Origin of the sequence: Mesorhizobium sp. M1342 (assembly GCF_040317955.1) — a bacterium.
Taxonomy (GTDB): Bacteria; Pseudomonadota; Alphaproteobacteria; order Rhizobiales; family Rhizobiaceae; genus Mesorhizobium.
The window spans coordinates 25651-48820 of the sequence record NZ_JAMYLI010000039.1; the positions used below are offsets into that span (position 1 = coordinate 25651).

The window sequence follows — 23170 nt, forward strand, 5'->3', positions numbered from 1 at the left end:
CATTAATTTTGAAAAATGGAGCTGCCCTATTGGGAGTTGGCTGGATGTTGGACGAACGCAACGCATTGGTGGCCGATGTCAGGCGCTTCAATCGCTTCTACACGCGCACCGTCGGCCTTCTCGACGAGACGCTGACACAAAGTGCATTCACTTTGACCGAGGCGCGCGTGCTGTTCGAATTGGGTCACCGCAGCAACCCGGCTTCCGCCGAAATCGCGGGCGAGCGAGGTTTCCTGGCTGGGGCTTTTCGGCTGGAGAATGGCCCGGCGGCCTCTGAAATATCAAGACAGTTGCGTGTCGATGCCGCCTATCTGACGCGGATCCTGCGCAAGTTCGCGGGCCAGGGGCTGACCGAGGCCAGAACGGACCCGGCTGACCGGCGCCGAAGGGTCCTCTCGCTGACCTCACGAGGCGAGGCAGCGCTTGCCAGACTGCAAGCGGCGGCCGATCGGGACACGGCGCGGCTGATCGAAAGCGTCCCCGACGACAGGTTGCATGAACTGCGCAGCGCCTTGCGCAAGGCGGGGGAATTGCTGGGCGATCCCACCCGTGACAGCAGCGAGGTGACGTTGCGGCCGCATCGCGTCGGCGATGTCGGCTGGGTCGTGCAGCGCCAGGCCCAACTCTATGCCGAGGAATATGGCTGGACGATCGAGTTCGAGGCCATGCTCGCCGAGATCGGCGCCGATTTCATTCGCAATTTCGTGCCCGGCCGCGATTTCTGCTGGATCGCCGAGCGCGGTGGTGAGCCGGTCGGCGCGGTGTTCCTGGTTCATCAGGACGACGAAGTGGCCAAGCTGAGAATGCTGCATGTCGAGTCGCCGGCGCGCGGCCTCGGCATCGGCAAACGACTGGTCGCGGAATGCGTGAACCAGGCCCGGGCTTGCGGCTACGCCAAGCTGGTGCTGTGGACCAACGATATCCTCGTTGCGGCGCGCGCGATCTACGAACGTGCCGGCTTCAGGCTGGTCTCGCAGGAGCACCACCACAGCTTCGGCAAGGATCTGACCGGCCAGACCTGGGAAATGGATTTGTAGGCAGCTTTTGCTGCCGGTTTGCTTGCAGACGCGATTCTAGTTCCCCCGCGCCGTTGCCAGCGCGCCAGGCAACTCCTCGGCAAGAATATCGAGTTCGTGATCGAGACCGACGCTGACGCGGATACAGCGGTCGAGCCGTGGCACCATCGGTTTGCGGATGAACACGTCGCGCGACAGCAGGCCTTGCAGAACTTTCAGCGCGAAGGCGCCATCGCCGCAGCAATCGATGGTGACGAAATTGGTCGCCGACGCCAGTGGCTTCAACCCGTTCGCTTCGGCAATGCCGGCGATGCGTCGGCGGCCGGCCGCGACCCGCGCCACCACGCTTCTGAGATAGTCCTGGTCGGCGAGCGCCTCGACGCCGGCGATCTGCGCCATGCGGCTGACGCCATAATGGTTGCGGATCTTCTCGAAGTCGCGGATCACCTGGGCCTCGGCGATCGCATAGCCGCAGCGTATGCCCGCCAGCCCGTAAGCCTTCGAGAAGGTGCGCATGCGGATGACGTTTGGCCTGGAGATATCGATCGGCGGCAGCGCCGAGGCCGGCCCGAGTTCGCCATAGGCCTCGTCGAGCACAAGCATGGTGGTTTGCGGCAGCGCCTCGATGAAGCGGATGATCTCGCTCCCCTCCCACCAACTGCCCATTGGATTGTCCGGGTTGGAGAGATAGACCAGCGGGGCCTTGTCCTTGCGCACCGCCGCCAGCAGGCCATCCAGGCTTTCCCGGTCGTTCTCGTAAGGAACTGTCACCAGCCGCCCGCCGACACCGGCAATGTGGAAGTTGAAGGTCGGGTAAGCGCCGAGCGAGGTGACCACAGCATCGCCGGGCGCGACGTACATGCGTGCCACAAGGCTGAGCAGGCCATCTATGCCCTCGCCGACAACGACGTTCTCGGCTTCTAGGCCGTGATGGGCGGCAACCGCCAGCTTCAGATCGTGATTGTCGGGATCGCAATACATCCACATGTCGCCGGCGATCTCGGCCATCCGGGCGGTGACGCGCGGCGAGGGACCAAAGCTGCTCTCATTGGCGCCGATGCGGGCGCGGAAAGCGCGGCCACGCTCGCGCTCCTGCGCTTCGGGGCCGACAAACGGCACCGTCGAGGGAAGCGCTGCGATGAGCGGCATGAGGGGAGGGCGCTGGGGCATGGTGGAAGCTCGTTTGAAAAGGGCCTTCTTGCTAGCGCGCCGGATGGGTCGGTGCAAGTTGCCGCTGGGCAGATCCGTAACGCTGGATTCATCCGGCTCTTTTTGCTAGCGAGATATCATGAACAACCGTCTCCCGCCTGCTTGGTCAAAGCACATCAAGCCCGGGCCCACGCCGAAAGCGAAGGGGCCGATACTCAAGCCGACAGTGAGCCAAGGAAACGCTCAATCGCGAGCGCAGGCCGACGAAGCGCTGCTGAACCAGGCCTATGCCCTTCAGCAGGCCCAGCGGCTCGACGAGGCTCAGGACCTGTGCCTTCGGGTGCTGGCGCGCACGCCAAACCATCCGCTCGCTCTGTACATCCTGGGGACCCTGTACCAGCGTTACGATGACGAGATGGCCTTGCGATATTTCGCGCGGGCGGTCGGCGAGGAACCTAAAAACCCTTACTACCACCTCAGCCTCGGCGAGGCCTATGTGAAGGTCAGCGAATATTCGCCAGCCATCAAGCATATGCTGTATGCTTTGGAACTGCAGCCCAGACTTATCGAAGTGCTTTGTGCACTGGGGCGCGCCTACACCAAGTTTGACAAACCCGACATGGCTTTGCCGCTTTACGAGAAAGCGCTCAAGATCAACCGCGATCATCCCAAAGTGCGGGCGGGGCTGGCCAGCGCGCTCAGCGGCCTGGGGCGCATGGATGAGGCCGCCGCCTTTCTGAAAGAAGCAATCGGACGTCGCATCGACGTGCCGGCTGCCTACCACGACCTCGTACAGACGAAAAAATTCACCGAAGAGCCGGAGGAACTCCAATCCATCCTGCGTGAACTCGGCAATCCCAAGCTTGATCCGGACGGTGCTTACAAGCTCCATCACGCTGCCGGCAAGGTACTGAACGACCTCAAGCGCTACAGTGAGGCATTCGACCATTTCAATAGGGGGAAACGGGCCTCCGGCTACACCTTCGACATCAATCTGTATCGCCGCTGGATCGACTCCCTGATTGAAACCTTCACGCCGGACTTTCTGGCGGCCAGGGCCGGCTATGGAAATCCTTCCGAAGTGCCTGTGTTCGTGGTCGGTATGCCGCGGTCGGGCACAACGCTCACGGAACAGATCTGCGCCAGCCATCCCGATGTTCAAGGGGCAGGCGAGCTTAACAAATTAAGGCGGGTCGCCAATGCAATCGGCCTTAAAACCTCATCGGCCGGCGATTTGAGCCGGCCGGTCATGTCGGTCACGCAAGATCTGTCCAGAAAGTTGGCGGAAGAGCATCTGTCCTACCTTAGGGAGTGGGCGCCTGCCGCGCTTCGCGTGGTGGACAAGATGCCGCACAATTTTGAAATGATCGGCCTTATCGGCCTTCTCTTTCCCAACGCGCGCATCATTCATTGTCGCCGTGATGCCATCGACAATTGCGTCTCTTGCTTTGTCCAGAGCTTCAACAAAGGACACAGCTACAATACTGATTTGCGGATACTAGGTCTGTACTACCGCGAGTATGACCGACTGATGCGCCATTGGAACGAGGTTTTTCCAGGCCTTATCTTCGAAAATCGCTACGAAACGCTGGTCGAGGATCAGGAGGCGCAGTCACGCCGCCTCATAGATTACCTTGGGCTGCCCTGGGATGACGCCTGCCTGCGTTTTTTCGACAGGGATGGTTCGGTCAATACGCCCAGCCGCTGGCAGGTTCGCCAACCGATCTACAAATCGTCGGTCAAGCGCTGGAAGAATTATGAAAATGAGATTCAGACGCTGATTGATGCGTTGGGCGATCTAGCGGACAAATAATCCAATCCGAGCTGTGCGGGTGCATGCAATGCGCCCGCGACTTTCGCTGTTAATACCGAATCAATCAATTAAGACAGCGGGTTGCAGCACCGCATCCAATAGTCGCACAATGTCCTGAAAAAAACCCGGCGGTTGCCCGCCGGGTTGCAGACTGCTGACAAACCCCTAGCATTTGCTAGGGGTTTTTGATTCACTGGGTTATGTTGAAGCGACCCGCCCCTGAACAGACCGCACTCGAGATGGTGACGCTGGATCAGTTGGTTCCGGCTGATCACCGTTGCGCAAGATCGACCGTGTGATTGATTTCTCCTTCATCCACGAACTGACCGCGCCACTGTATTGCCCCTACAATGGCCGCCCGCCACTCGATCCGACGTTGATGTTCGAGGCGCTGTTCATCGGCTATCTGTTTGGAGTTCGCTCGGAACGGCAGCTGGTGCGCGAGATCGAGGTGATGTCGCCTATCGCTGGTTCCTGCGGCTGAAGCTGACGGACAAGGTGTTCGACGCCTCGACGTTGTCACAGAACCGGCGGCGGCGTTACGACGACACCAGCGTGTCGCAGGCGATCTTCGACCGCATCGTCGAGCAGGCGATCCGGGCGGGCCTTGTCGATGGCACGGTGCTTTACACCGCCTCCACCCATCTGAAGGCCAACGCCAACAAGACCCGCTTCGATCTGGCGTTCGTGGCCAAGTCGCGGGCCCATTACTGGGAGGCGCTGGACGCGGCGATCGATGAAGAGCGCGCCGTCCATAGCCAGAAACGGCTGAAGGAGAAGCAACGCCAGCCGGTGGAGAAAGAGACCAAGGTCTCGCGCATCGATCCCGACAGCGGCTACATGGTGCGCGAGGGCAAGCCGAAAGGCTTTTTCTATCTCGATCACCGCACGGTGGATGCGGCGCATGCCATCATCACCGACACACACGCGACAGCGATCGTCCATGATTCGACCGTCTACCTGTCGAGGCTCGATCGGCAGGTGGAGGGCTTCGGCTTTGATGTCGGCGCCGTCGGGTTGGACGCCGGCTATGCCACGGCCGGCATCGCCAAAGGACTGGAGGATCGAGCCATGTGCGGTGTCACCGGCTATCGCCGACCGAGACCGCCCAAGCCCGGCATGATGGCACCGTCGGCCTTCACCCATGAGCCGGCGGCTGATGGCCCACAGGGCCAGGTGCTGGCCTACGCCACCACCGACCGCAATGGCTACCGCCGCTACAAGAGCGACCCCGCCATCTGCCGCGGCTGCCCATCTCCTGACACAAACAGTCCAAGACACTTCAATCACATAACAAAAAACCCCGCCGAAAATCGACGGGGTTTGTCAGCAGTCTGAAACCCGGCGGTTGCCCGCCGGGTTTTCGATTCGACAAGTCGCAACTTATTAGAACGAGCGCTGGAAGCGAAGGAGGCCGCCGACGCTGTTCTTCTTGTCGGCCGGAGTCCAGGCGACGTTGTCCGTGCTGCCCTCATCGAACTTGCCGGCATGAAGATAGTCAACTTCGGCCGTGACGGTGAAGCCGGGAACGATGTCATAGGCGACGTTCGCTGCAACGCCGACGTTCTTCCAGTCATCAGCAGACGCCTGAAGGTTGAATGAGGTCTTCTCGTTGAACTTGTAGGTGCCACCGCCCCACACTGCCCAGTTGCCGCCCCACTGCTTGTAGAAGCCGCGACCGCCCGCGGGCTGATCATAGGTCGGGTCGTTGAGGTTGTCGTCGGTGCCATAGCCACCCATGATGAACAACGACAACTCGTTGGAAACGTTCACATCCAAGCGAACTTTGCCGGCGACTTCTTCGTAGTTGCTGTCATACGCAACAACACCAGTGATCGCGCCCCAGCCCTGGGTCCACTTCACGCCGCCGACAACATGCGGAACATAGCTGTCGATCGTGCCAACGCCATACTTGCCGTTGCCAAGATCGTCGACGGATCCAGCGCCCGAGCCTTCTTCGAGCGAGAGCACGGCCGAGAAACCATTGCCTGCGTCGAAATAGTACTGGACGACGTTGGTGTCGAAGTCGCCGTAGGGAACCAGCGTATCCTGGATGACATTGCCGGCGTAGCCGATGAACGTATCGAAGGCCGATTCGTCTTTACCGACGCGCAGACCGCCAAGTTGGATCCAGGCGAAGTTCAGCGATACGTCCTTGTTGTGCGCATCGTTCGGGCCGAAGTCGGGATCACCGTTGCTGTTGCCGAAATTGAAGCGGGTCTCGGTGTAGGTCTTCAAGGTGCCGAGCTCGGTCTCCTGGCCGGTCCAGGTTTTGAGCGTGAAGCGGGTGTTCTTGTACCAGGCTCCCTGGTTCTTGCCGTCCTGCACGTCGTTGCTGCGAGCACCATCGAACGAGCCGACGTCGCCAGCACCGATGTCATAACGGACATAGCCGCCGATGCGCAGGCAGGTTTCGGTGCCGGGGATGTAGAAGTAGCCAGCGCCGTAGACGTCGCAAATCTTGACGTATTCAGCGGGTTCCGGCTCGGCGACGACGACGGCGTCGGCGGCGCGCGCACCGGAAACTGCGATCAGGGCCGCAGCGGAGCCGAGGAGAAGGCTCTTGATGTTCATTTTCTGACCTCCAGTCAGAATCGAATGAAATTACGGGAGCCGCCGTCCGCTTCATCGGAGTAACGAGCTGTTATCGCTATCTCTTTTTGGAAAACCGTAGCATTTTTCGGTAGGCCTGCGGTCGTCACCAAAGCGTTTACTGGCGAAAGCGTGCCTGACCCGGATTTGAGATAACGTTCGAATGAAGCTGCCTTGGCCTGATTCGAGAAGGCCATATAGGTGACGATCCGCCATGGCAGGAACTTGGACGTATGGCTGGATTTTCCCGAATTGTGCTCGGCAAGCCGTCGTTTTAGGTCCGACGTCATGCCGACATAACGCCACCTTCCGCAACCTCGCTCTCCAGAAGATAAACGTACCACATGAGCCGGCCCCTCCTTTGCCAATGCGAGAAGGTATCCGGCTTGGCCGAAGGGCAGCTGCCAACCCTGTTTTTGCAAGAAATTCAGGCGCTTGAGCCCTCCTTCGCTACGGCTTCGGAGGGCATCCTGTTTCGCGCGGGGAGGTCGGGACTTGTCCTGCGAAGCGCGCAGCGCGAAGCAGGATGGCGGAGAGGATGGGATTCGAACCCACGAGAAGCTTTTGACCTCTACTCCCTTAGCAGGGGAGCGCCTTCGACCACTCGGCCACCTCTCCGTTGGGCCGCTGGATAAAGAAAAGCGCCGGCACAATCAACAAGCCCGCATCATTATATGCAAAATAAGAAGGCGCCGAACCGCGACCTTCCATAGATGTGGCGGTTCTGCGGTTGTTTCTGGCCAGCGACTCGGGAACTCGCCATGATTCCGTCGGTCCATCGCCGGATTCGGCGACGAGCAAGGGGTTGCGGTGGCCTGATGGTTAACGAGAGCTTTCTGAGTGAGGCCAAATCGTGTCATTTGTGCAACAACGCCGGGGGATAGCAGCCAGGCAGCCCTTTCACCGGTACGATCGTGGTTGAACGCCGCCGTCTCATGAGTAATGTCGATTTTGAAGGAGCGGCGCGGTGCGCATCTTTTTCGGTAGTGGGGATGGGGCAGGGAACGCTGTCCTTCAGCAAAGAATACCCAGACCCGTTTTTTAACTTTTGACTGGAGGTCAGAAAATGAACATCAAGAGCCTTCTCCTCGGCTCCGCTGCGGCCCTGATCGCAGTTTCCGGTGCGCGCGCCGCCGACGCCGTCGTCGTCGCCGAGCCGGAACCCGCTGAATACGTCAAGATTTGCGACGTCTACGGCGCTGGCTACTTCTACATCCCCGGCACCGAAACCTGCCTGCGCATCGGCGGCTATGTCCGTTATGACATCGGCGCTGGTGACATTGGTTCGTTTAATGGTGCTCGTGCTATCGACCGGATGGATGGTGACGTCCAGGATACCTGGAGAAAAAATGCACGCTTCGCGCTGAAGACCTGGACCGGCCAGGAGACCGAACTCGGCACCTTGAAGACCTACACCGAGACCCGTATCAATTTCGGCAACACGAATTTTAGCGACGAAGCCTTCAATAAGGGCATTTCGCTTAATTTCGCCTGGATCCAGCTCGGTGGCCTGCGCGTCGGTAAGGACGAATCGGCGTTCGATACGTTTACCGGTTATGCTGGCAACGTCATCCAGGATACGCTCGTTCCTTATGGTGGCTTCGACACGAACGTGATTCAGTACTACTTCGACGCTGGGAACGGCTTCTCGGCTGTGGTCTCGCTCGAAGAAGGCTATGGCGACTACACGATCGACAGCTACGTCCCTCATGTCGTTGGCGGCGTGAAGTGGACGCAGGGTTGGGGTGGCATCAGCGGCGTCATTGCTTATGACAGCAATTACGAAGAAGTTTCTGGAAAGGTTCGTTTGGATGTGAACGCCACGAATGAACTTTCGCTGTTTATCATGGGTGGCTACGGCACTGATGATAATATCAACGACTTCGGCGGTGGTCGCTCCATGTACAAGCTGTGGAGCGGTAGCTGGGCCGTATGGGGCGGTGGCACCTACAAGTTCAACGAGAAGACCTCGTTCAATGCTCAGCTGTCTTATGACGATGGCAAGAACTTCGGCGCCGCGGCTAACATTGCCTACGATATCGTCCCGGGTCTGACGATCACGGCGGAAGTCGACTACCTCCATGTTGGTGATGACACCGTCTCCAACTGGACTGGCGCCGACAAAGAAAACAACATCGGCGGTATCCTCCGCTTCCAGCGCTCGTTCTAAGGGCTGGTTCCTTACAGGTGAAATCCAGCCCGGGCGCACAACGCCCGGGCTGTTTTTGTTTTCGCGACTGGATCAAGGCAAACGGAAGGATGGGGGTAACGGTAGCTGAATGAATCCGTGGGGTGATTTCGTGGGATCTGCTGATGGGCGGATGAAATCACAACTGCGTGATTAAAATCTCTTGAAAGGACGCTTCCAAGCGGGTAGGGCTGACCTATCCCACTCGGGGGTGTGGCAAATGATGACGAACGAAGCGATTCAAGAGGGTGAGTCCTCTGATCATTTTTCGATGTTTTCTTCTCAAAGTCCGAAGATTCGATATACCTACAACAAGATTAGAGAAGTAAAGTCGCATCGGGTCGGAGATCTTTTTTCAGCATATCGGGACATATTATGGGATGATGGGCGGCATAAGTATAATGTCAGCTCGTTCATCGGCGAAATAGACGAGATCCTCCTTGGGGAGCGTTTCAGCGCCTTTGACCAAAGTACCCTGGACAACCTTATCGGCACCTTGCGCCAGCGCGGCAACAGCAACGCAACCATCAATCGAAAGATGGCTGCCCTCAGCAAACTGCTGCGCAAGGCTCACAAGATGGGGGATATCCACAGCCTGCCCGAGTTCCGCCGCCAGAAGGAGCGGGCGGGTCGGATTCGCTTCCTCGAAAGGGACGAAGAGGCGCGGCTGTTCGCCGCCATCAAGAGCCGCAGCGAGGATGCCTACAGGCTTTCCGTCTTCCTGGTCGACACCGGATGCCGTCTCGGCGAGGCGCTTGGGCTGATCTGGAACGATATCCAGGAGCATCGCGTCAGTTTCTGGATCACCAAATCCGGCCGCAGCCGCACCATCCCGATGACCGAGCGGGTCAAGGAGGTCATCAAGCTGCCTCCCACTGAGGGTCGCCGGCCCAAAGGACCGTTCACCAAGCTCAGCCAGGCACAGTTTCGTGCCATCTGGAACGACGCGAAGGCCGAAGTCGGTCTCGGCGCCGACGATCAGGTGGTGCCGCACATACTGCGCCATACCTGCGCCTCGCGTCTTGTCCAGGGCGGCATCGACATCCGGCGCGTGCAGATGTGGCTCGGCCATCAGACGTTGTCGATGACCATGCGCTACGCGCATCTGGCCACCAACGATCTCGATGGCTGTGTCATCGTGCTGGAAACGCCTCGATCGACTCAGCCGGGCGGCAATCGCGCTGAAGGCTCCATGTTTTCTTCGCCCGTGACGACGCCTTCGTCGCCGACGGCAGGGCGAAAAAAGAGGGATGAGGCAGCCGCCGCCGCAAAAGAGTCGCCGAAAGCGGCTCGGAAAAATTCAAAAGCCAAGTAGGCTGAAGAATCCTGTCTATACTATTGTAGCTATCCCGTGACCTTGTTTGGTCATGGGATTTACTTCGAGATATTCCTGCGTTCGGCTTGGTCGAGAAAAGCGGCTATGTCGCCCGGCAGGCTGCCGGTCTCCAGGAATGGCGCATGGCCCTGGCCCTCGACAGTGATCGTCTCCATCATGGAATGTCGCTCTCTCATCTGGTTGAGCGTGTCCATGGACAGCAATCTCGAATTGGCACCACGTATGGCGAGCAACGGGATGGCGGCCAACGCCTCGAATTGAGGCCATAGATCAGGCAGCTTCTGCGTCAGATCGAGGCTCGCCACGGTATCCACCAACTTCGGATCGAAATCCGGCACCAGCCCACCATCCGTTTCGCGGTAGAGAGCCCAGACCATGCGATCCCAATCGGCGCCGGCAAGGGCGGGGAAGTCTTCGCCATGCACGCTGCGCTGGGCGGCCGCCGCCTGCGTGCGGGTTTTCGGTCCCGGGTCGCGCTCGAGATAAGACTGGATATGGGCAAGCCCGGCCGTCTCGATCACCGGTCCGATGTCGTTGAAAACAATGGCTTTCAGGACGGATGGCCGCATCATCCCGAGCACATGGATGATCAGCCCGCCGCGCGAGGTGCCGATGAAGGCCGCTTCTCCGATGTTCAGCGCCGTCAGCCCGGCCAGGAGGTCGCCGGCCTCCACGCCGACATTGTAATTTTTGACGTCGGGATCATAGGTTGACTGCCCGCGCCCACGGTAGTCGAAGGCGACGACCTTTCGCGGAGTTGCCGCATCCGTCGACAGATAGAGCGCCAGCTCGTGAAAATCCCTGGCATTGCGGGTCAGGCCAGGCAGGCAGACAACCGGCCAGGATCCGGTATTGGCCTCACCATAGATGCGCGCATGAAGGCGTAGCCCATCGGGTGCGCTGAAGAAGAAGTCGGAAAAGCCTTTGGTGCTCGACATCTGGATTCTCTCCCGCCATGCCTCAGCCGACTGCTACAGGCGAGCGCGGGGATGGTCAAATAGAGGGCGGGGCGCTGAAGCTGCCGATCTCCCCCCTTGCGGGGGAGATGGCCGGCAGGCCAGAGGGGGGTGTGAAGGATTGCCAACCTTGGCCCATTACTGGGAATGAGCCATTGAACTGATAGGCCGAGGGACAGCACCCCCCCCTCTGCCTTGCCAGGCATCTCCCCCGCAAGGGGGAGATCTCCAGCTTCGACGAAGTCGCCTCTTGAGCCGTCAACCCCGCCCGTTCACCAGATCCCCGACAATGTCGTATTTGCCCGAAATACGCATCTTGTAGACCTCGTAATTCTCCATCACGCGCTGAACGTAACTTCTGGTTTCCGTGTAGGGAATTCGCTCGATCCAGTCGACGACCGCGTCGATGTCCTTGCCGCGTGGGTCGCCATACCTGGCCACCCACTGGCTGGCCCGGTTGGGGCCGGCATTGTAGCCGGCGAAGGTCAGCACGTAGGAGCCGTTGAAGCGGTCGAGCTGTTCGCCGAGGAAGGCCGAACCAAGCGTCGCGTTATAGCCGGCATCAGTGGTCAGCCGTGTTTGTGAAAACTGCAGCCCGGCCTTCTTCGCCAGTTGCCTTGCGGTTCCCGGCATCAGCTGCAGCAGCCCGCGCGCGCCGGCGCTCGACACGGCGCCGATGTTGAATTCGCTTTCCTGGCGGGCGATCGCATAGGCCAGCGCCTTGCCCGAGCCGGAAATGTCGGCCGAATCGGGAATGACGCCGAGCGGATGCGACAATGCGCCGACATCGATGCCGCGCGCCCCGGCGATCTTGCCGATTTTCAGCGCCATGAAATGGTTCCCTTGCTTTTCGGCAAGGACAGCCAGCAGCGCCAGTTCTCCCGGACTGGTCAACTGCCCGGCAAGGTCGCGATAGAGCGTCTCGGCATAGCGGTCGTAGCCCGCCTCCTGCAGCCGCTTGATGGCGCTGACGGCCTCGCGGCCGGCAAAATTCTGCCGGTCGGCTGCACTTGGCGAGGGATAGACGATGTTCAGCGCCTGCCGCCCCACGCGTTCGGCGGCAAGCTGGCCGTAGAATGTCGTGCCATAGGCAGCGGCGCGCGCAAAATAGTCCTTGGCATTGCCCGGACCGCCGACTTCCGCGGCACGGCCGAGCCAGTAATAGGCGCGCGACAGCGTCATCGGCCCCTGGGCGAGGTCCGCGATGCGAGCGAAATGACTGGCCGCGGTTTTTGGGTCGTTCAGGCCGCGCAGCGCGTACCAGCCAGCATGGAATTCGGCGTCCGCCGCATTGGTGGCACTTTCGGCGGCGTGTGTGGCGACGATCTTGTACGCGGTCTTCATGTCGCCCTGGTCTACCAGTTCGCGCGACAGCACCCGGCGCTCGACCCACCAGGCATCCGGATCGACCAGAGCTTCGCGATCGGTCGGCGCCTGCATCACAATGGCCGCGGCGCCGGCAAAATCCTCCTGCTTGCGCAGATATTCGGCCTGCGCGAAGAAGTAGCCGGCCGAACGTTGCATTGCCGGCACGGCCTTCAGCAGCTTGGGCGCGTTCTTGTCGCCTTTGTCGGCCGCCGCCCATGCATCGGCGAGCTGCTGGGCACCGGCAAGGCCGGCGACACGCAGGGCGGAATTCGCACGGTCGGCATAGAACATGCGCTCCATGCGAAAGCGGTGGTCGGCGGCCGGGATCAGGCTACCGAATTCCTTGATCAGCGCCGCCTCGTCCTTGGCCTCCAGGATCGCGGTGCGCCAGAAGGGCGACAGCACCGAACGTGCCGCCTTGATATTGCCTGACGCCACATAGGCGCGGGCAAGAACCATCACGCCTTCGAATGTCTGCGGCTGGCCGCCGTCGAATGCCGCAATGACGGCATCGGGGGCAGGGTTCTCGCGATAGAGTGCGCGTTCGCTGTTTTTGCGCAGGGTGACGGTGCCCGGCCAATTGGGCAGCATCTTGGCCGCAGCAGTGATATCGCCGCTCGGAATCTTGTCGCCGCCATAAAGCGCGATCGCCCAGGCAAGGATATGCTGGTCGAGCGACTGAGCGGGAAGGCCATCGCGCACACCACGAGCGCGGGGACTATCGCCCGCCGCCAACGCATCCAGCCCGCTTTTCAAGGGGGCGACGTCGGGCAAGGGCGGCTGTGGGATCCTGCCCTGCAGGTCAGGCAGCGCAATTGCCGCGCCTGGCATCGGAATGGCTGAGGTGACCCGTACGTCCACGCTACCACTGATCGCCATGCCCGGCATCAGCGCGAGCGTGGCGCCAAGCAGCGCGAGAATGTGAGGCCGACCGCCCGGCATGATCCTTAAATCTTCCTTGTCCTGGCATTCCACAAGCAGGCGGAGATGCCTCGAAGCCTAAACTTAGGTCGTGAAGAGCTCGTAAACAAAGAGTTATCGAGGCCGTTCGAATTGCGCTTGCTGGCACCATGGCAATGCTTGCCGTGCAACCATGTCGAGACTATGGTGCGCCGCTTCGCTTTCGGCTAGAAGGCGCGCACAACAAAACACCGACACAAAATAGAAGTGCCAAGGAGTTGGACGATATGCTGAGAGGCTCGCTTACTGCGCTCGTGACACCGTTCGAAAAGAGCGGGCGTTTCGACGAGAAAGCCTTTCGCGCATTCGTCGAATGGCAACTCGGCGAGGGCACGACTGGACTGGTGCCGGTCGGCACCACCGGCGAGTCGCCGACGCTGTCGCATGACGAGCACCGCCAGGTCGTCAAGGTGTGTATCGAGGTGGCCAAGGGCCGCGTTCCGGTCGTCGCCGGCGCCGGCTCCAACAACACCGAGGAAGCGGTCGGCCTCGTGCAGTATGCCGAGAAGGCCGGTGCGGATGCTGCACTCGTTGTCACGCCCTATTACAACAGGCCGACACAACGCGGCCTGTACGAGCACTTCGCGGCGGTCGCCAGGGCGACCAAGCTGCCGATCATCATCTACAACATCCCGCCGCGCTCGGTGATCGACATGATGCCGGAGACGATGGGGCGGCTTGCGCACGACTTCAAGAACATTGTCGGCGTCAAGGATGCCACCGGCAAGGTCGAACGGGTCTCCGAGCAGCGCGCCACGTGCGGCATGGATTTTATCCAGCTTTCGGGCGAGGATGCTTCGGCGCTTGGATTCAACGCGCATGGCGGCGTCGGCTGCATCTCGGTGACCTCGAATGTCGCGCCGCGGCTGTGCGCGGAATTTCAGGAGGCGACGCTGTCCGGCGACAGCGCCAAGGCACTGGAATTGCAAGATCGTCTGCTGCCGCTGCACAAGGCGATCTTTATCGAACCTGGCGTTTCCGGGGCGAAATATGCGCTGTCGAAGCTGGGCAAGGTCGAAAATGTGCTGCGTTCGCCGCTAATGACGGTCGAACATTCGACCGCCGACAAGATCGATGCGGCGATGAAGCACGCCGGCTTGATTAATTAGGGATGAGGCGCCACCTCTCCGCATCATGAATCAAGTCAGAAAAGCCGATCCCAACAACAAGACCGTTTCGGAAAACCGCAAGGCGCGGTTTTCCTATGAGGTGCTCGACACGGTCGAGGCCGGTCTGGTGCTGACCGGCACCGAGGTCAAGTCGCTGCGCCAGGGCCAAGCCAACATCCAAGACAGCTATGCCTCGGTCGAAGGCGGCGAGATCTGGCTGATCAACTCTTATCTGCCGGAATATCTGCAGGCCAACCGCTTCAACCATGAGCCGCGCCGGCGCCGCAAGCTGCTGCTCAACAAGCGCGAGATGGCGAAACTGTCGCAGAGTGTCGACCGCGAAGGCATGACGCTGGTGCCGCTGAAAATCTATTTCAACGACCAGGGTCGCGCCAAGCTGTTGCTCGCCGTCGGCCGCGGCAAGAAACTGCACGACAAGCGCGAATCCGAGAAGCAGCGCGACTGGTCGCGCGAGAAGGGCCGGCTCTTAAAAGAGCGTGGGTAGGCTGGGGCCATTCGCTTGACGAACCGGATTGTTCTTTTCGGTCTAGCGAGCCTGGTCTCGGTGTGCCTCATCACGGCAGGCGGCTATCTCTACTTCCGCACATTCTCGCCGGATCGCGATAAATATCCGGTCAGGGGCATCGACGTCTCCCATCATCAGGGCCAGATTGATTGGCGGCGCGTAGCCGCCGACGATGTCGCCTTTGCCGTCATCAAGGCGACCGAAGGCGGCGATCATGTCGATGATGCTTTCGCACGGAATTTGGAAGAGGCCCGGGCCGCCGGTCTCGCCGTCGGCGCCTATCACTTTTTCACCTTTTGCCGGCCGGGTGCGGACCAGGCGAAGAATTTCATCTCGGTGGTGCCGCACGATCAGCCCCTGCTGCCACCCGTGGTCGATATCGAATTCGGCGGCAACTGCCCGCAGCGGCCGACGCCCGAACAATTGAACGCCGAACTGGCCGCGTTCCTCGCTCCAGTCGAGGCGGCGTTCGGCAAGCCGGCGGTGGTCTATCTGACCGACGACGCAGCGGAAGCGTATGCAGCGCGGATTGCTGCCCGTCCGCTCTGGCTCCGCTCATTGCTCCTGGAGCCGGATCGCGACGACTGGGTCTACTGGCAGTACCACAACAGGGGTCGCGTCGACGGCATCAACGGCGATGTCGACCTGAATGTGCTGCAGGGTGGGCCGGAGAAATTGGCCGAGCTGTTCGCTGCACCTTGATCAGACGAATTCCGCTGGCGAGATGGAGAACCAAATGTCGGCGCGCTGATTCGTGTTACGCAGCGTTCCGTCCTGCCTGCGCGCTCACGAAGGTCAGTTTCAGACCAAGCGCCTCGGCCACTTTCATGATCGTTGCGAATTCGGGATTCCCTTCGCCGCTCAGGGCCTTGTAGAGAGCCTGTCGCGTCATACCGGCTTTCTCGGCAAGTCTCGTCATGTTCTGCGCACGCGCAATGACGCCAAGCGCATGAGCAATCTCCGCTGCGGTGCCATCTTCGCACGTCGCTGCCAGATATGCTTCGATTGCCTCTGGAGTGTCGAGATATTCGGCCCCGTCAAAGGCTGTGACTTTCATTGCCATATTGCCTTGTCCTTCCATTCCTTGGCGAGTTTTTTTGCGGCTGCGATGTCTCTGCTTTGCGTTCCTTTGTCGCCACCGCAAAGGAGCAGCACGCACAAGTTGCCTGCTTGGAGGAAATAGATGCGATAGCCAGGACCATCGTCGATCCGCATTTCGCTTATGCCCTCGCCAACGGGCTTGACGTCTCCCGGATTGCCTACAGTCAGTCGGTCGATGCGCCGAACAATGCGGGCTTTTGCTTGCGCGTCGCGGAGGTCTTCGAGCCAGCGTTTGAATGTATCGGTTTCGAAAACCTGCATCATGGTAACTGTAAACCATGGTTGACTATTGTCAAGGGGAGAAGCTGATTGCTTATCGTGCCTACTTGCCCAAGAACGCCGCTATCTGGCTGAAAACGCTGACGAACATTGCCTCGGTCAGCACGCCGGTATTGGTGTTGTAGCGTGAGCAGTGATAGCTCGAAAACAGCGTGACGCCACCGGCCGGCAGCTGCCCGCCATGCTTGAACGGGTAGGCGGCGACGCGCCCACCCAGTGCCCGCACGGTCGACTGGTGCGCGATCGATCCCAGTGCCAGCACGGCGCGCAAATTGGGGAACCGCGCGATCGTCGGCACCAGGAATGTCCGACAGGTGGCAATCTCTGCGCCCACCGGCTTGTTCTCCGGCGGCACGCAGCGCACCGCGTTGGTGATCGCGGTGCCGACAAGCTCCAATCCGTCGTCGGGTCTGGCCTTGAATTCGCCGCGTGCAAAACCGTGCGAAATCAGCGTCGAGTAGAGCAGGTCGCCGGCATAGTCGCCGGTGAACGGGCGGCCCGTTCGGTTGGCACCGCGAAGGCCGGGCGCCAGCCCGACGATCAGCAGTTGGACCGTCGCGTCACCTTCGGGAGGCAAAAAAGTCGGCACCGGCGCATTGAACCAGGACGGCTCGCGCTGCCGCCATTCGGCGATGAAGTCATGCAGCCGCGGGCAGAGCGGGCAATCGCGGCCGGGTTCGGAGGCGGAAAGGGCGGTCAAGGCGACTGGCCTCAGTAATCGTCCTCGTCGACTTCGGCCGGCTCGGGCCGCCGCACCGACCGCTCGGAGGGATCACGGCCGACCTCGTTCTTCAATGTCATCAGGTCGATGAAATGGTCGGCCTGGCGGCGCAGGTCGTCGGAGATCATCGGCGGCTGCGAGGCCATGGTCGAGACGATCGACACCTTGCGGCCACGCCGCTGCAACGCCTCGACCAGCGTGCGGAAGTCGCCGTCGCCGGAAAAGATGACGTAGTGGTCGACGACATCGGCGAGCTGCAGCGCATCGACCGCAAGCTCGATGTCCATATTGCCCTTGATCTTGCGGCGACCGGTCGAGTCGGTGAACTCCTTGGCCGGCTTGGTGACCACCTTGAAGCCATTATAGTCGAGCCAGTCGATCAACGGACGGATCGAGGAGTATTCCTGATCCTCGACCAGCGCCGTGTAATAATAGGCGCGCAACAGATAGCCGCGCTTCTGAAAGCTCGACAGGAGCTTGCGATAGTCGATGTCGAAGCCGAGTGCACGCGACGTCGCGTAAAGATTGGCGCCGTCGATGAATAGGGCGATTTTTTCACGAGGGTCGAACATGGAAAATATTCCTTCTCGAAATAAACGGCCGTCTAAACGAAATGCGATAGCGTTCGGTCAGGCTCATAATAAACCGGCTGACCTCCATGCCATCCGAAATAGCGCCAGTTTCGCGGCAATCCAAGGGTGCGTGCTGTACTGCAAGCAATTGTGATCGGGACACCGAACACATAACCACAGACAGGTTTTGCCAAATCGGGTGTTTGAACCAAGGTTTGGGCGCCATGCAGCCCGGCCATTGCCATGATGCTTGTATTTTGGCGGCGTTCGGGTTATGGACCGCGCCTGTTTTCCATCAAATCCATCGCATGAAAGGGGCAATCCATGGCCCGCGTAACCGTTGAAGATTGCATCGACAAGGTCGACAACCGCTTCGAGCTGGTGCTCTTGGCCGGCCACCGCGCCCGCCAGATCAGCCAGGGCGCGCCGATCACCGTGCCGCGTGACAACGACAAGAACCCGGTCGTGGCGCTGCGCGAGATCGCCGATGAGACGCTTTCGCCCGACGACCTCAAGGAAGATCTGATCCATTCGCTGCAGAAGCATGTCGAGGTCGACGAGCCCGAAGCCGACGGCGAGGCGATTGCCGATCAGACCGGCGCCGCCGTTGCGGCCGCCGACGCCGATGACACCGAGGAGAACGTCACCTTCGACCGGATGACCGAGGAAGACCTCCTGGCCGGCATCGAGGGCCTGGTGCCGCCGGAAAAGAGCGACGACTACTAAGCCAGCGCTCTGGACCTGCCTGGAATACGTTTCCGGCACTTCCGTCCAGTCAGTTTCGTGGCTATCTATGGGATGCGCCGTACGCTAGTGCGGCGCATCAATCATTTCAGCACCGCGAGATCCCGCCCATGATGCGTCAGTATGAGCTTGTCGAGCGCGTCCAGCGCTACAAGCCTGACGTCAACGAGGCGTTGCTCAACAAGGCCTATGTCTATGCCATGCAGAAGCATGGCCACCAGAAGCGCGCTTCCGGCGACCCGTATTTCTCGCACCCGCTCGAAGTCGCCGCCATCCTCACCGAGATGCATATGGACGAGGCGACGATCGCGGTCGCCCTGCTGCACGACACGATCGAGGACACGACCGCCACACGGGCCGAGATCGACGATCTGTTCGGCCCCGAAATGGGCAAGCTGGTCGAGGGCCTGACCAAGCTGAAGAAGCTCGATCTCGTCTCGAAGAAGGCCGAGCAGGCGGAAAACCTGAGAAAGCTTCTGCTGGCGATTTCGGAAGATGTCCGCGTGCTGCTGGTCAAGCTCGCCGACCGTTTGCACAATATGCGCACCCTCGACCACATGCCGGAGGCCAAGCGCCTGCGCATCGCCGAGGAGACGATGGATATCTATGCGCCGCTGGCCGGCCGCATGGGCATGCAAGGCATGCGCGAGGAGCTGGAGGAGATCGCCTTCCGCTTCATCAATCCGGAGGCCTATCGCGCCGTCACCGCACGGCTTGCCGAAATCTTCGAGCGCAACAAGGGCGTGCTGACGGACATCGAAAAAGCGCTGTCCACGCTGTTCGAGAAGCATGCGATCAACGCCGGCGTGAAGAGCCGGCAGAAGAAGCCGTGGTCGGTGTTCCGCAAGATGGAGGCCAAGGCACTGTCCTTCGAGCAGCTCTCGGATATTTTCGGCTTCCGCGTCGTCGTCGACACGGTCGAGGACTGTTACCGGGCGCTTGGCGCCATCCACACCGCATGGTCGATGGTGCCGGGCCGCTTCAAGGACTACATCTCGACGCCGAAGCAGAACGATTATCGGTCGATCCACACCACCATCGTCGGCCCGTCGCGCCAGCGTGTCGAGCTGCAGATCCGCACCCGAGAGATGAACAAGATCGCCGAATACGGCGTCGCCGCGCATTCGATCTACAAGGACACAGGCGGCAAGACGAATGGCGCCGCCCACGCGATTTCAAAGGAAACCAACGCCTACGCCTGGCTGCGGCGCACCATCGAGCAGCTTGCCGAAGGCGACAATCCCGAGGATTTCCTCGAAAATACCAAGCTGGAACTGTTTCAGGACCAGGTGTTCTGCTTCACCCCGAAAGGCATGCTGATTGCGCTGCCGCGCGGCGCGACACCGATCGACTTCGCCTACGCGGTGCACACCGATGTCGGTGACACCTGCGTCGGTGCCAAGGTCAACGGCCGCATCATGCCGCTGATGACGGAACTGAAGAACGGCGATGAGGTCGAGATCATCCGCTCCAAGGCGCAGGTGCCGCCGGCGGCCTGGGAATCGGTCGTCGTCACCGGCAAGGCGCGCTCGGCCATCCGCCGTGCCACCAAGAACGCCATCCGCAAGCAATATTCGGGTCTCGGCATCCGCATCCTGGAGCGCGCCTTCGAGCGTGCCGGCAAGACCTTCACCAAGGAGAGCCTGAAGCAGGTGCTGCACAGGCTGGCGCGCAAGGACATCGAGGATGTGCTGGCCTCCGTCGGGCGCGGCGAGCTCGCCTCCACCGACGTCATGAAGGCGGTATTCCCCGACTACAAGGATGAGCGCGTCACCACGGCCGTCCCCAAGCCGCGCGAGGAGGGCTGGTCGAAAATCCGCAATGCCGCCGGCATGCTGTTCCAGATTCCGGGTCGTGCCGCGCGCAAGGACAAGGACCAGCCACGCGATGGCGCCGTGCCGATCCGCGGCGTGCGCGGCGATCTGCCGGTGCGCTTCGCGCCGGAAGGGGCGGTGCCTGGCGATCGCATCGTCGGCATCGTCCAGCCGGGCACCGGCATCACCATCTATCCGATCCAGTCGCCGGCGCTGCAGGCGTTCGACGATCAGCCCGAACGCTGGATCGACGTGCGCTGGGACATCGACGAGCGCACCAAGGAACGCTTTCCGGCGCGCGTATCGGTCACCGCCATCAACGCGCCGGGGTCACTCGCCGATATAGCGCAGGTGGTTGCCTCGAACGACGCCAACATCCATACACTGTCGATGGTGCGCACTGCTCCCGACTTCACCGAAATGCTGATCGATCTCGAAGTCTGGGATCTCAAGCACCTCAACCGGCTGCTGTCGCAGCTCAAGGACAATTCGAGCGTCAGCGACGCAAGACGCGTCAATGGCTAGACCATGCTCCGGTTTCGGACAAAGTCATGGTCAATCAAAAAGAGGCAGACATGAACACCGATGAAGTGCTGGGCATTTTCCGCGAGGCGGGTGCTGTTCTGGAAGGGCATTTCATTTTGACCTCGGGCCTGCGCAGTCCGGTCTTCCTGCAGAAGGCGCGCGTGTTCATGCATGCCGACAAGACCGAGCTTCTGTGCAAGGCGTTGGCCGAGAAGATACGCGCTGGCGTGCCAGGCAAGATCGACTATGTCGTAGGCCCGGCGATCGGAGGGCTGATCCCGGCCTATGAGACCTCGCGTCATCTGCGCGTGCCGGCGATCTGGGTCGAGCGGGAAGGCGGCAAGTTCCGCTTGCGCCGCTTCGAGATCGCCAGGGGCTCGCGTGTCGTCATCGTCGAGGACATCGTCACCACTGGCCTGTCGATCCGTGAGACCATCGAGTGCCTGCGCGATCTTGGCGCCGAGGTGGTGGCCGCGGCCTGCATCATTGATCGTTCGGCTGGCAAGACCGATGTCGGTGTGCCGCTCATCGCGCTTGCCGAGTATGAGGTCCCGGCCTATCCGGCCGACCGGCTGCCGCCGGAGCTTGCCGCCATCCCGGCGATCAAGCCCGGCAGCCGCAACATCTGACGGGGCATTTTTTTCGCCCAACAGTGTGCGGCGGTTTTGGGGAAAGCGACATGCGTGAGACAGATTGGAAATGATCGCCGGCATCGATCATTTCGTGCTGACGGTCGCTTCGCTGGAAGTGACCTGTGAGTTTTACCAGCGCGTGCTGGGTTTTGAGCGCATCGACGCGGCGGATCGGCCGACGGCGCTGGCTTTCGGTACCCATAAGATCAATGTGCATGAGGTCGGCCGCACCTTCGAGCCCAAGGCGAAGTCGCCGACATCAGGATCAGGTGATTTCTGCCTGATCACCGACCGGCCACTGGATGAGGTCCGTGCCCGGCTCGCGGCCAATGGTGTGGCGGTGGAACTCGGCCCGGTCGAACGTGTCGGGGCTAGAGGTCCTATGATGTCGGTCTATTTCCGTGACCCAGACGGCAATCTGGTCGAGGTCAGCGAATACCTGCGGTAGCCGCCGGCGGCGATGCGCCTTTCGGCGATGCGACTGCCGGTTCCCTAAATTCGCCGCGATTATCCAATGTTCGAAGCAAGACCTGCCGCCCCGAAGGGCGGCGACAAGCGCGGCGCATAGAAGGTGTTTGGTTGTTCTTGCGCCAGCGCGTCGTTATATAAGGTGGCGATTGCCATAGGGTGATAGTCAAGCGCAAGATGTGGCTGCCACGCCCGGCTGAAGGTGCCGTTGCGGGCGCTGTGGAACGGGAACAGAGTGCTTTTTCGACGCCGCAAGCCTGATGGCCTTTATGAGCGGGTGCGTACCTACCTTTGGCCGCGCCGCTCGTTTTCGCGCTCGCTTCAGTATTTTTCCAAGCGCATCCTGCGGCTGAAGGCCACACCGCATGCGGTTGCGGCCGGTGTTGCGGCCGGTGTCTTCGCTTCATTCTTTCCCGTCGGTTTCCATTTCATCATCGCTGCCCTCCTGTGCTGGGTGATCGCCGGCAATCTGGTGGCGGCCGCTCTCGGCGCGGTTTTTTTCGGCAACCCGCTGACCTTCCCGTTGCTATGGGGCGCGTCGTGGGAAACGGGCAAGCTCATCCTGCATGACCGCCTGCCGACGCATGGGCCGCCGGCACATCTGGGCGAGATGCTGCATAATCTCTCCTTCGCGCAATTGTGGAAACCGGTCCTCGAACCGATGCTGATCGGCGCGGTTCCGCTCGGGCTCGCCTTCGGGCTGCTGTTCTACGCCATCACGCGCTGGGGCATGAACGCTTTCCGCGAACAGCGGCGCAAGCGTCTGGCCGAGCGTGCAAGCCGGCATGCGCAATCGTCCCATCCCGGCGCAAGCATCGGTTCCACCGCGCGATGATCATCGGCATCGGCAGCGACCTGATCGACATCAGACGCATCGAAAAGTCGCTGGAGCGTCACGGCCAGCGCTTCATCCAGAGAATCTACACCGAGATCGAACAGGCGCGTTCGGACAATCGACGCGCCCGCGCGGCCTCCTATGCCAAGCGGTTCGCTGCCAAGGAGGCCTGCGCCAAGGCGCTGGGCACCGGTCTGGCGCAGGGCGTGTTCTGGCGCGACATGGGTGTCGTCAACCTGCCCAGTGGCGCGCCGACCATGGCGCTGACGGGAGGAGCGCAGGCCAGGCTGGACAAAATCCTGCCAAAGGGCCACCGGGCGGCGATCCACCTCACCATCACGGATGATTTCCCGCTCGCTCAAGCCTTTGTGATCATCGAGGCGCTGCCCGTCGAAGAAGCGCCACATTGATTGCCTCTGACGACCGGCATTGACGTTGCCCAGCGCGCGCCGAGACTCTATACCAT

At 60.9% G+C, this 23170-nt stretch carries 22 protein-coding genes, 1 tRNA gene and 1 pseudogene; 14 read left to right on the forward strand and 10 right to left on the reverse strand.

All coding sequences use genetic code 11. The features are described 5' to 3' along the window. Nucleotides 1–44: 44 nt before the first annotated feature. Nucleotides 45–1037 (forward strand): bifunctional helix-turn-helix transcriptional regulator/GNAT family N-acetyltransferase, encoded by a 993-nt coding sequence (locus NKH06_RS28925; protein WP_352441279.1) that lies wholly within the window; start codon nucleotides 45–47, stop codon nucleotides 1035–1037. Nucleotides 1038–1073: 36 nt separating this feature from the next. Here NKH06_RS28925 and NKH06_RS28930 read toward each other — a convergent pair whose 3' ends face one another. Continuing rightward, nucleotides 1074–2186: a pyridoxal phosphate-dependent aminotransferase gene (locus NKH06_RS28930; RefSeq protein ID WP_352630816.1), complete on the reverse strand. Its 1113-nt coding sequence runs from the start codon at nucleotides 2184–2186 to the stop codon at nucleotides 1074–1076. Nucleotides 2187–2304: 118 nt separating this feature from the next. On the opposite strand from NKH06_RS28930, the gene NKH06_RS28935 reads away from it, so the two are divergent. Together NKH06_RS28935 and NKH06_RS28940 are read left to right on the forward strand one after the other, a co-directional pair. Then, nucleotides 2305–3978, forward strand: a complete 1674-nt coding sequence (locus NKH06_RS28935; protein ID WP_352441277.1) for a tetratricopeptide repeat-containing sulfotransferase family protein — start codon at nucleotides 2305–2307, stop codon at nucleotides 3976–3978. Between the two features lie 200 nt (nucleotides 3979–4178). Next, nucleotides 4179–5232 (forward strand): annotated as a pseudogene (locus NKH06_RS28940) (IS1182 family transposase); the annotation flags it as partial. A gap of 132 nt (nucleotides 5233–5364) precedes the next feature. Here the strand turns inward: NKH06_RS28940 and NKH06_RS28945 are convergent. From NKH06_RS28945 to NKH06_RS28955, 3 genes are all read right to left on the reverse strand, one after another. Then, a complete protein-coding gene (locus NKH06_RS28945) occupies nucleotides 5365–6552 on the reverse strand; it encodes a porin (protein WP_127257438.1) in 1188 nt (395 codons plus the stop codon). A 14-nt stretch (nucleotides 6553–6566) separates the two neighbouring features. Continuing rightward, on the reverse strand, nucleotides 6567–6860 hold the full coding sequence (locus NKH06_RS32080) for a GIY-YIG nuclease family protein (RefSeq protein ID WP_502895159.1): 294 nt from the start codon (nucleotides 6858–6860) through the stop codon (nucleotides 6567–6569). A 237-nt stretch (nucleotides 6861–7097) separates the two neighbouring features. Next, a tRNA-Ser gene (locus NKH06_RS28955) sits at nucleotides 7098–7188 on the reverse strand. A 448-nt stretch (nucleotides 7189–7636) separates the two neighbouring features. Here NKH06_RS28955 and NKH06_RS28960 point away from each other — a divergent pair. Further along, nucleotides 7637–8740 carry a porin gene (locus tag NKH06_RS28960; protein ID WP_128363099.1) on the forward strand — a complete coding sequence of 368 codons (1104 nt, stop codon included), beginning with the start codon at nucleotides 7637–7639 and terminating at the stop codon, nucleotides 8738–8740. A gap of 238 nt (nucleotides 8741–8978) precedes the next feature. After that, nucleotides 8979–10073 (forward strand): tyrosine-type recombinase/integrase, encoded by a 1095-nt coding sequence (locus NKH06_RS28965; RefSeq protein ID WP_352441276.1) that lies wholly within the window; start codon nucleotides 8979–8981, stop codon nucleotides 10071–10073. Between the two features lie 59 nt (nucleotides 10074–10132). Here the strand turns inward: NKH06_RS28965 and NKH06_RS28970 are convergent, their stop codons facing one another. Together NKH06_RS28970 and NKH06_RS28975 are read right to left on the reverse strand one after the other, a co-directional pair. Further along, nucleotides 10133–11032: an alpha/beta fold hydrolase gene (locus NKH06_RS28970; RefSeq protein WP_352441275.1), complete on the reverse strand. Its 900-nt coding sequence runs from the start codon at nucleotides 11030–11032 to the stop codon at nucleotides 10133–10135. A gap of 276 nt (nucleotides 11033–11308) precedes the next feature. Beyond that, on the reverse strand, nucleotides 11309–13360 hold the full coding sequence (locus NKH06_RS28975; protein ID WP_352795204.1) for a lytic transglycosylase domain-containing protein: 2052 nt from the start codon (nucleotides 13358–13360) through the stop codon (nucleotides 11309–11311). A gap of 245 nt (nucleotides 13361–13605) precedes the next feature. On the opposite strand from NKH06_RS28975, the gene dapA reads away from it, so the two are divergent. The 3 genes from dapA to NKH06_RS28990 are packed head-to-tail and all read left to right on the forward strand — an operon-like array spanning nucleotide 13606 to nucleotide 15715. Next, nucleotides 13606–14487 (forward strand): 4-hydroxy-tetrahydrodipicolinate synthase, encoded by an 882-nt coding sequence (gene dapA, locus NKH06_RS28980; protein WP_352775982.1) that lies wholly within the window; start codon nucleotides 13606–13608, stop codon nucleotides 14485–14487. A 25-nt stretch (nucleotides 14488–14512) separates the two neighbouring features. After that, entirely contained in the window at nucleotides 14513–14992 is a 480-nt protein-coding gene (smpB, locus tag NKH06_RS28985) for an SsrA-binding protein SmpB (RefSeq protein WP_013532594.1), read from the forward strand. Between the two features lie 15 nt (nucleotides 14993–15007). Continuing rightward, nucleotides 15008–15715, forward strand: a complete 708-nt coding sequence (locus tag NKH06_RS28990) for a glycoside hydrolase family 25 protein (RefSeq protein ID WP_023812858.1) — start codon at nucleotides 15008–15010, stop codon at nucleotides 15713–15715. A gap of 55 nt (nucleotides 15716–15770) precedes the next feature. Here the strand turns inward: NKH06_RS28990 and NKH06_RS28995 are convergent, their stop codons facing one another. From NKH06_RS28995 to NKH06_RS29010, 4 genes are read right to left on the reverse strand one after another with little or no spacing between them, the layout of a single operon-like run. Then, nucleotides 15771–16076: an addiction module antidote protein gene (locus NKH06_RS28995; RefSeq protein WP_023812859.1), complete on the reverse strand. Its 306-nt coding sequence runs from the start codon at nucleotides 16074–16076 to the stop codon at nucleotides 15771–15773. Beyond that, on the reverse strand, nucleotides 16067–16378 hold the full coding sequence (locus tag NKH06_RS29000) for a type II toxin-antitoxin system RelE/ParE family toxin (RefSeq protein ID WP_023812860.1): 312 nt from the start codon (nucleotides 16376–16378) through the stop codon (nucleotides 16067–16069). Before NKH06_RS29000 ends, NKH06_RS28995 begins: the two co-directional genes overlap by 10 nt. Before the next feature lie 58 nt (nucleotides 16379–16436). Further along, entirely contained in the window at nucleotides 16437–17093 is a 657-nt protein-coding gene (locus NKH06_RS29005; protein ID WP_128303033.1) for a uracil-DNA glycosylase, read from the reverse strand. An 11-nt stretch (nucleotides 17094–17104) separates the two neighbouring features. Continuing rightward, the gene (locus tag NKH06_RS29010; RefSeq protein ID WP_023812862.1) at nucleotides 17105–17686 is read right to left on the reverse strand and encodes a LabA-like NYN domain-containing protein; all 582 of its coding nucleotides are present in this window, start codon (nucleotides 17684–17686) and stop codon (nucleotides 17105–17107) included. A gap of 324 nt (nucleotides 17687–18010) precedes the next feature. On the opposite strand from NKH06_RS29010, the gene rpoZ reads away from it, so the two are divergent. The 6 genes from rpoZ (at nucleotide 18011) to acpS (ending at nucleotide 23114) form a co-directional block, all read left to right on the forward strand. Continuing rightward, nucleotides 18011–18412: a DNA-directed RNA polymerase subunit omega gene (gene rpoZ, locus NKH06_RS29015; protein WP_352894827.1), complete on the forward strand. Its 402-nt coding sequence runs from the start codon at nucleotides 18011–18013 to the stop codon at nucleotides 18410–18412. Between the two features lie 128 nt (nucleotides 18413–18540). Next, nucleotides 18541–20769 carry a RelA/SpoT family protein gene (locus NKH06_RS29020; protein WP_023812864.1) on the forward strand — a complete coding sequence of 743 codons (2229 nt, stop codon included), beginning with the start codon at nucleotides 18541–18543 and terminating at the stop codon, nucleotides 20767–20769. Nucleotides 20770–20819: 50 nt separating this feature from the next. After that, on the forward strand, nucleotides 20820–21398 hold the full coding sequence (pyrE, locus tag NKH06_RS29025) for an orotate phosphoribosyltransferase (RefSeq protein WP_127289373.1): 579 nt from the start codon (nucleotides 20820–20822) through the stop codon (nucleotides 21396–21398). A 70-nt stretch (nucleotides 21399–21468) separates the two neighbouring features. Next, entirely contained in the window at nucleotides 21469–21849 is a 381-nt protein-coding gene (locus NKH06_RS29030) for a VOC family protein (protein ID WP_352630857.1), read from the forward strand. A gap of 255 nt (nucleotides 21850–22104) precedes the next feature. Beyond that, nucleotides 22105–22704 carry a DUF2062 domain-containing protein gene (locus NKH06_RS29035; RefSeq protein WP_128303036.1) on the forward strand — a complete coding sequence of 200 codons (600 nt, stop codon included), beginning with the start codon at nucleotides 22105–22107 and terminating at the stop codon, nucleotides 22702–22704. Then, nucleotides 22701–23114 carry a holo-ACP synthase gene (gene acpS, locus NKH06_RS29040; protein WP_027038035.1) on the forward strand — a complete coding sequence of 138 codons (414 nt, stop codon included), beginning with the start codon at nucleotides 22701–22703 and terminating at the stop codon, nucleotides 23112–23114. The genes NKH06_RS29035 and acpS overlap by 4 nt, the downstream gene beginning before the upstream one ends. Nucleotides 23115–23170 lie beyond the last annotated feature (56 nt).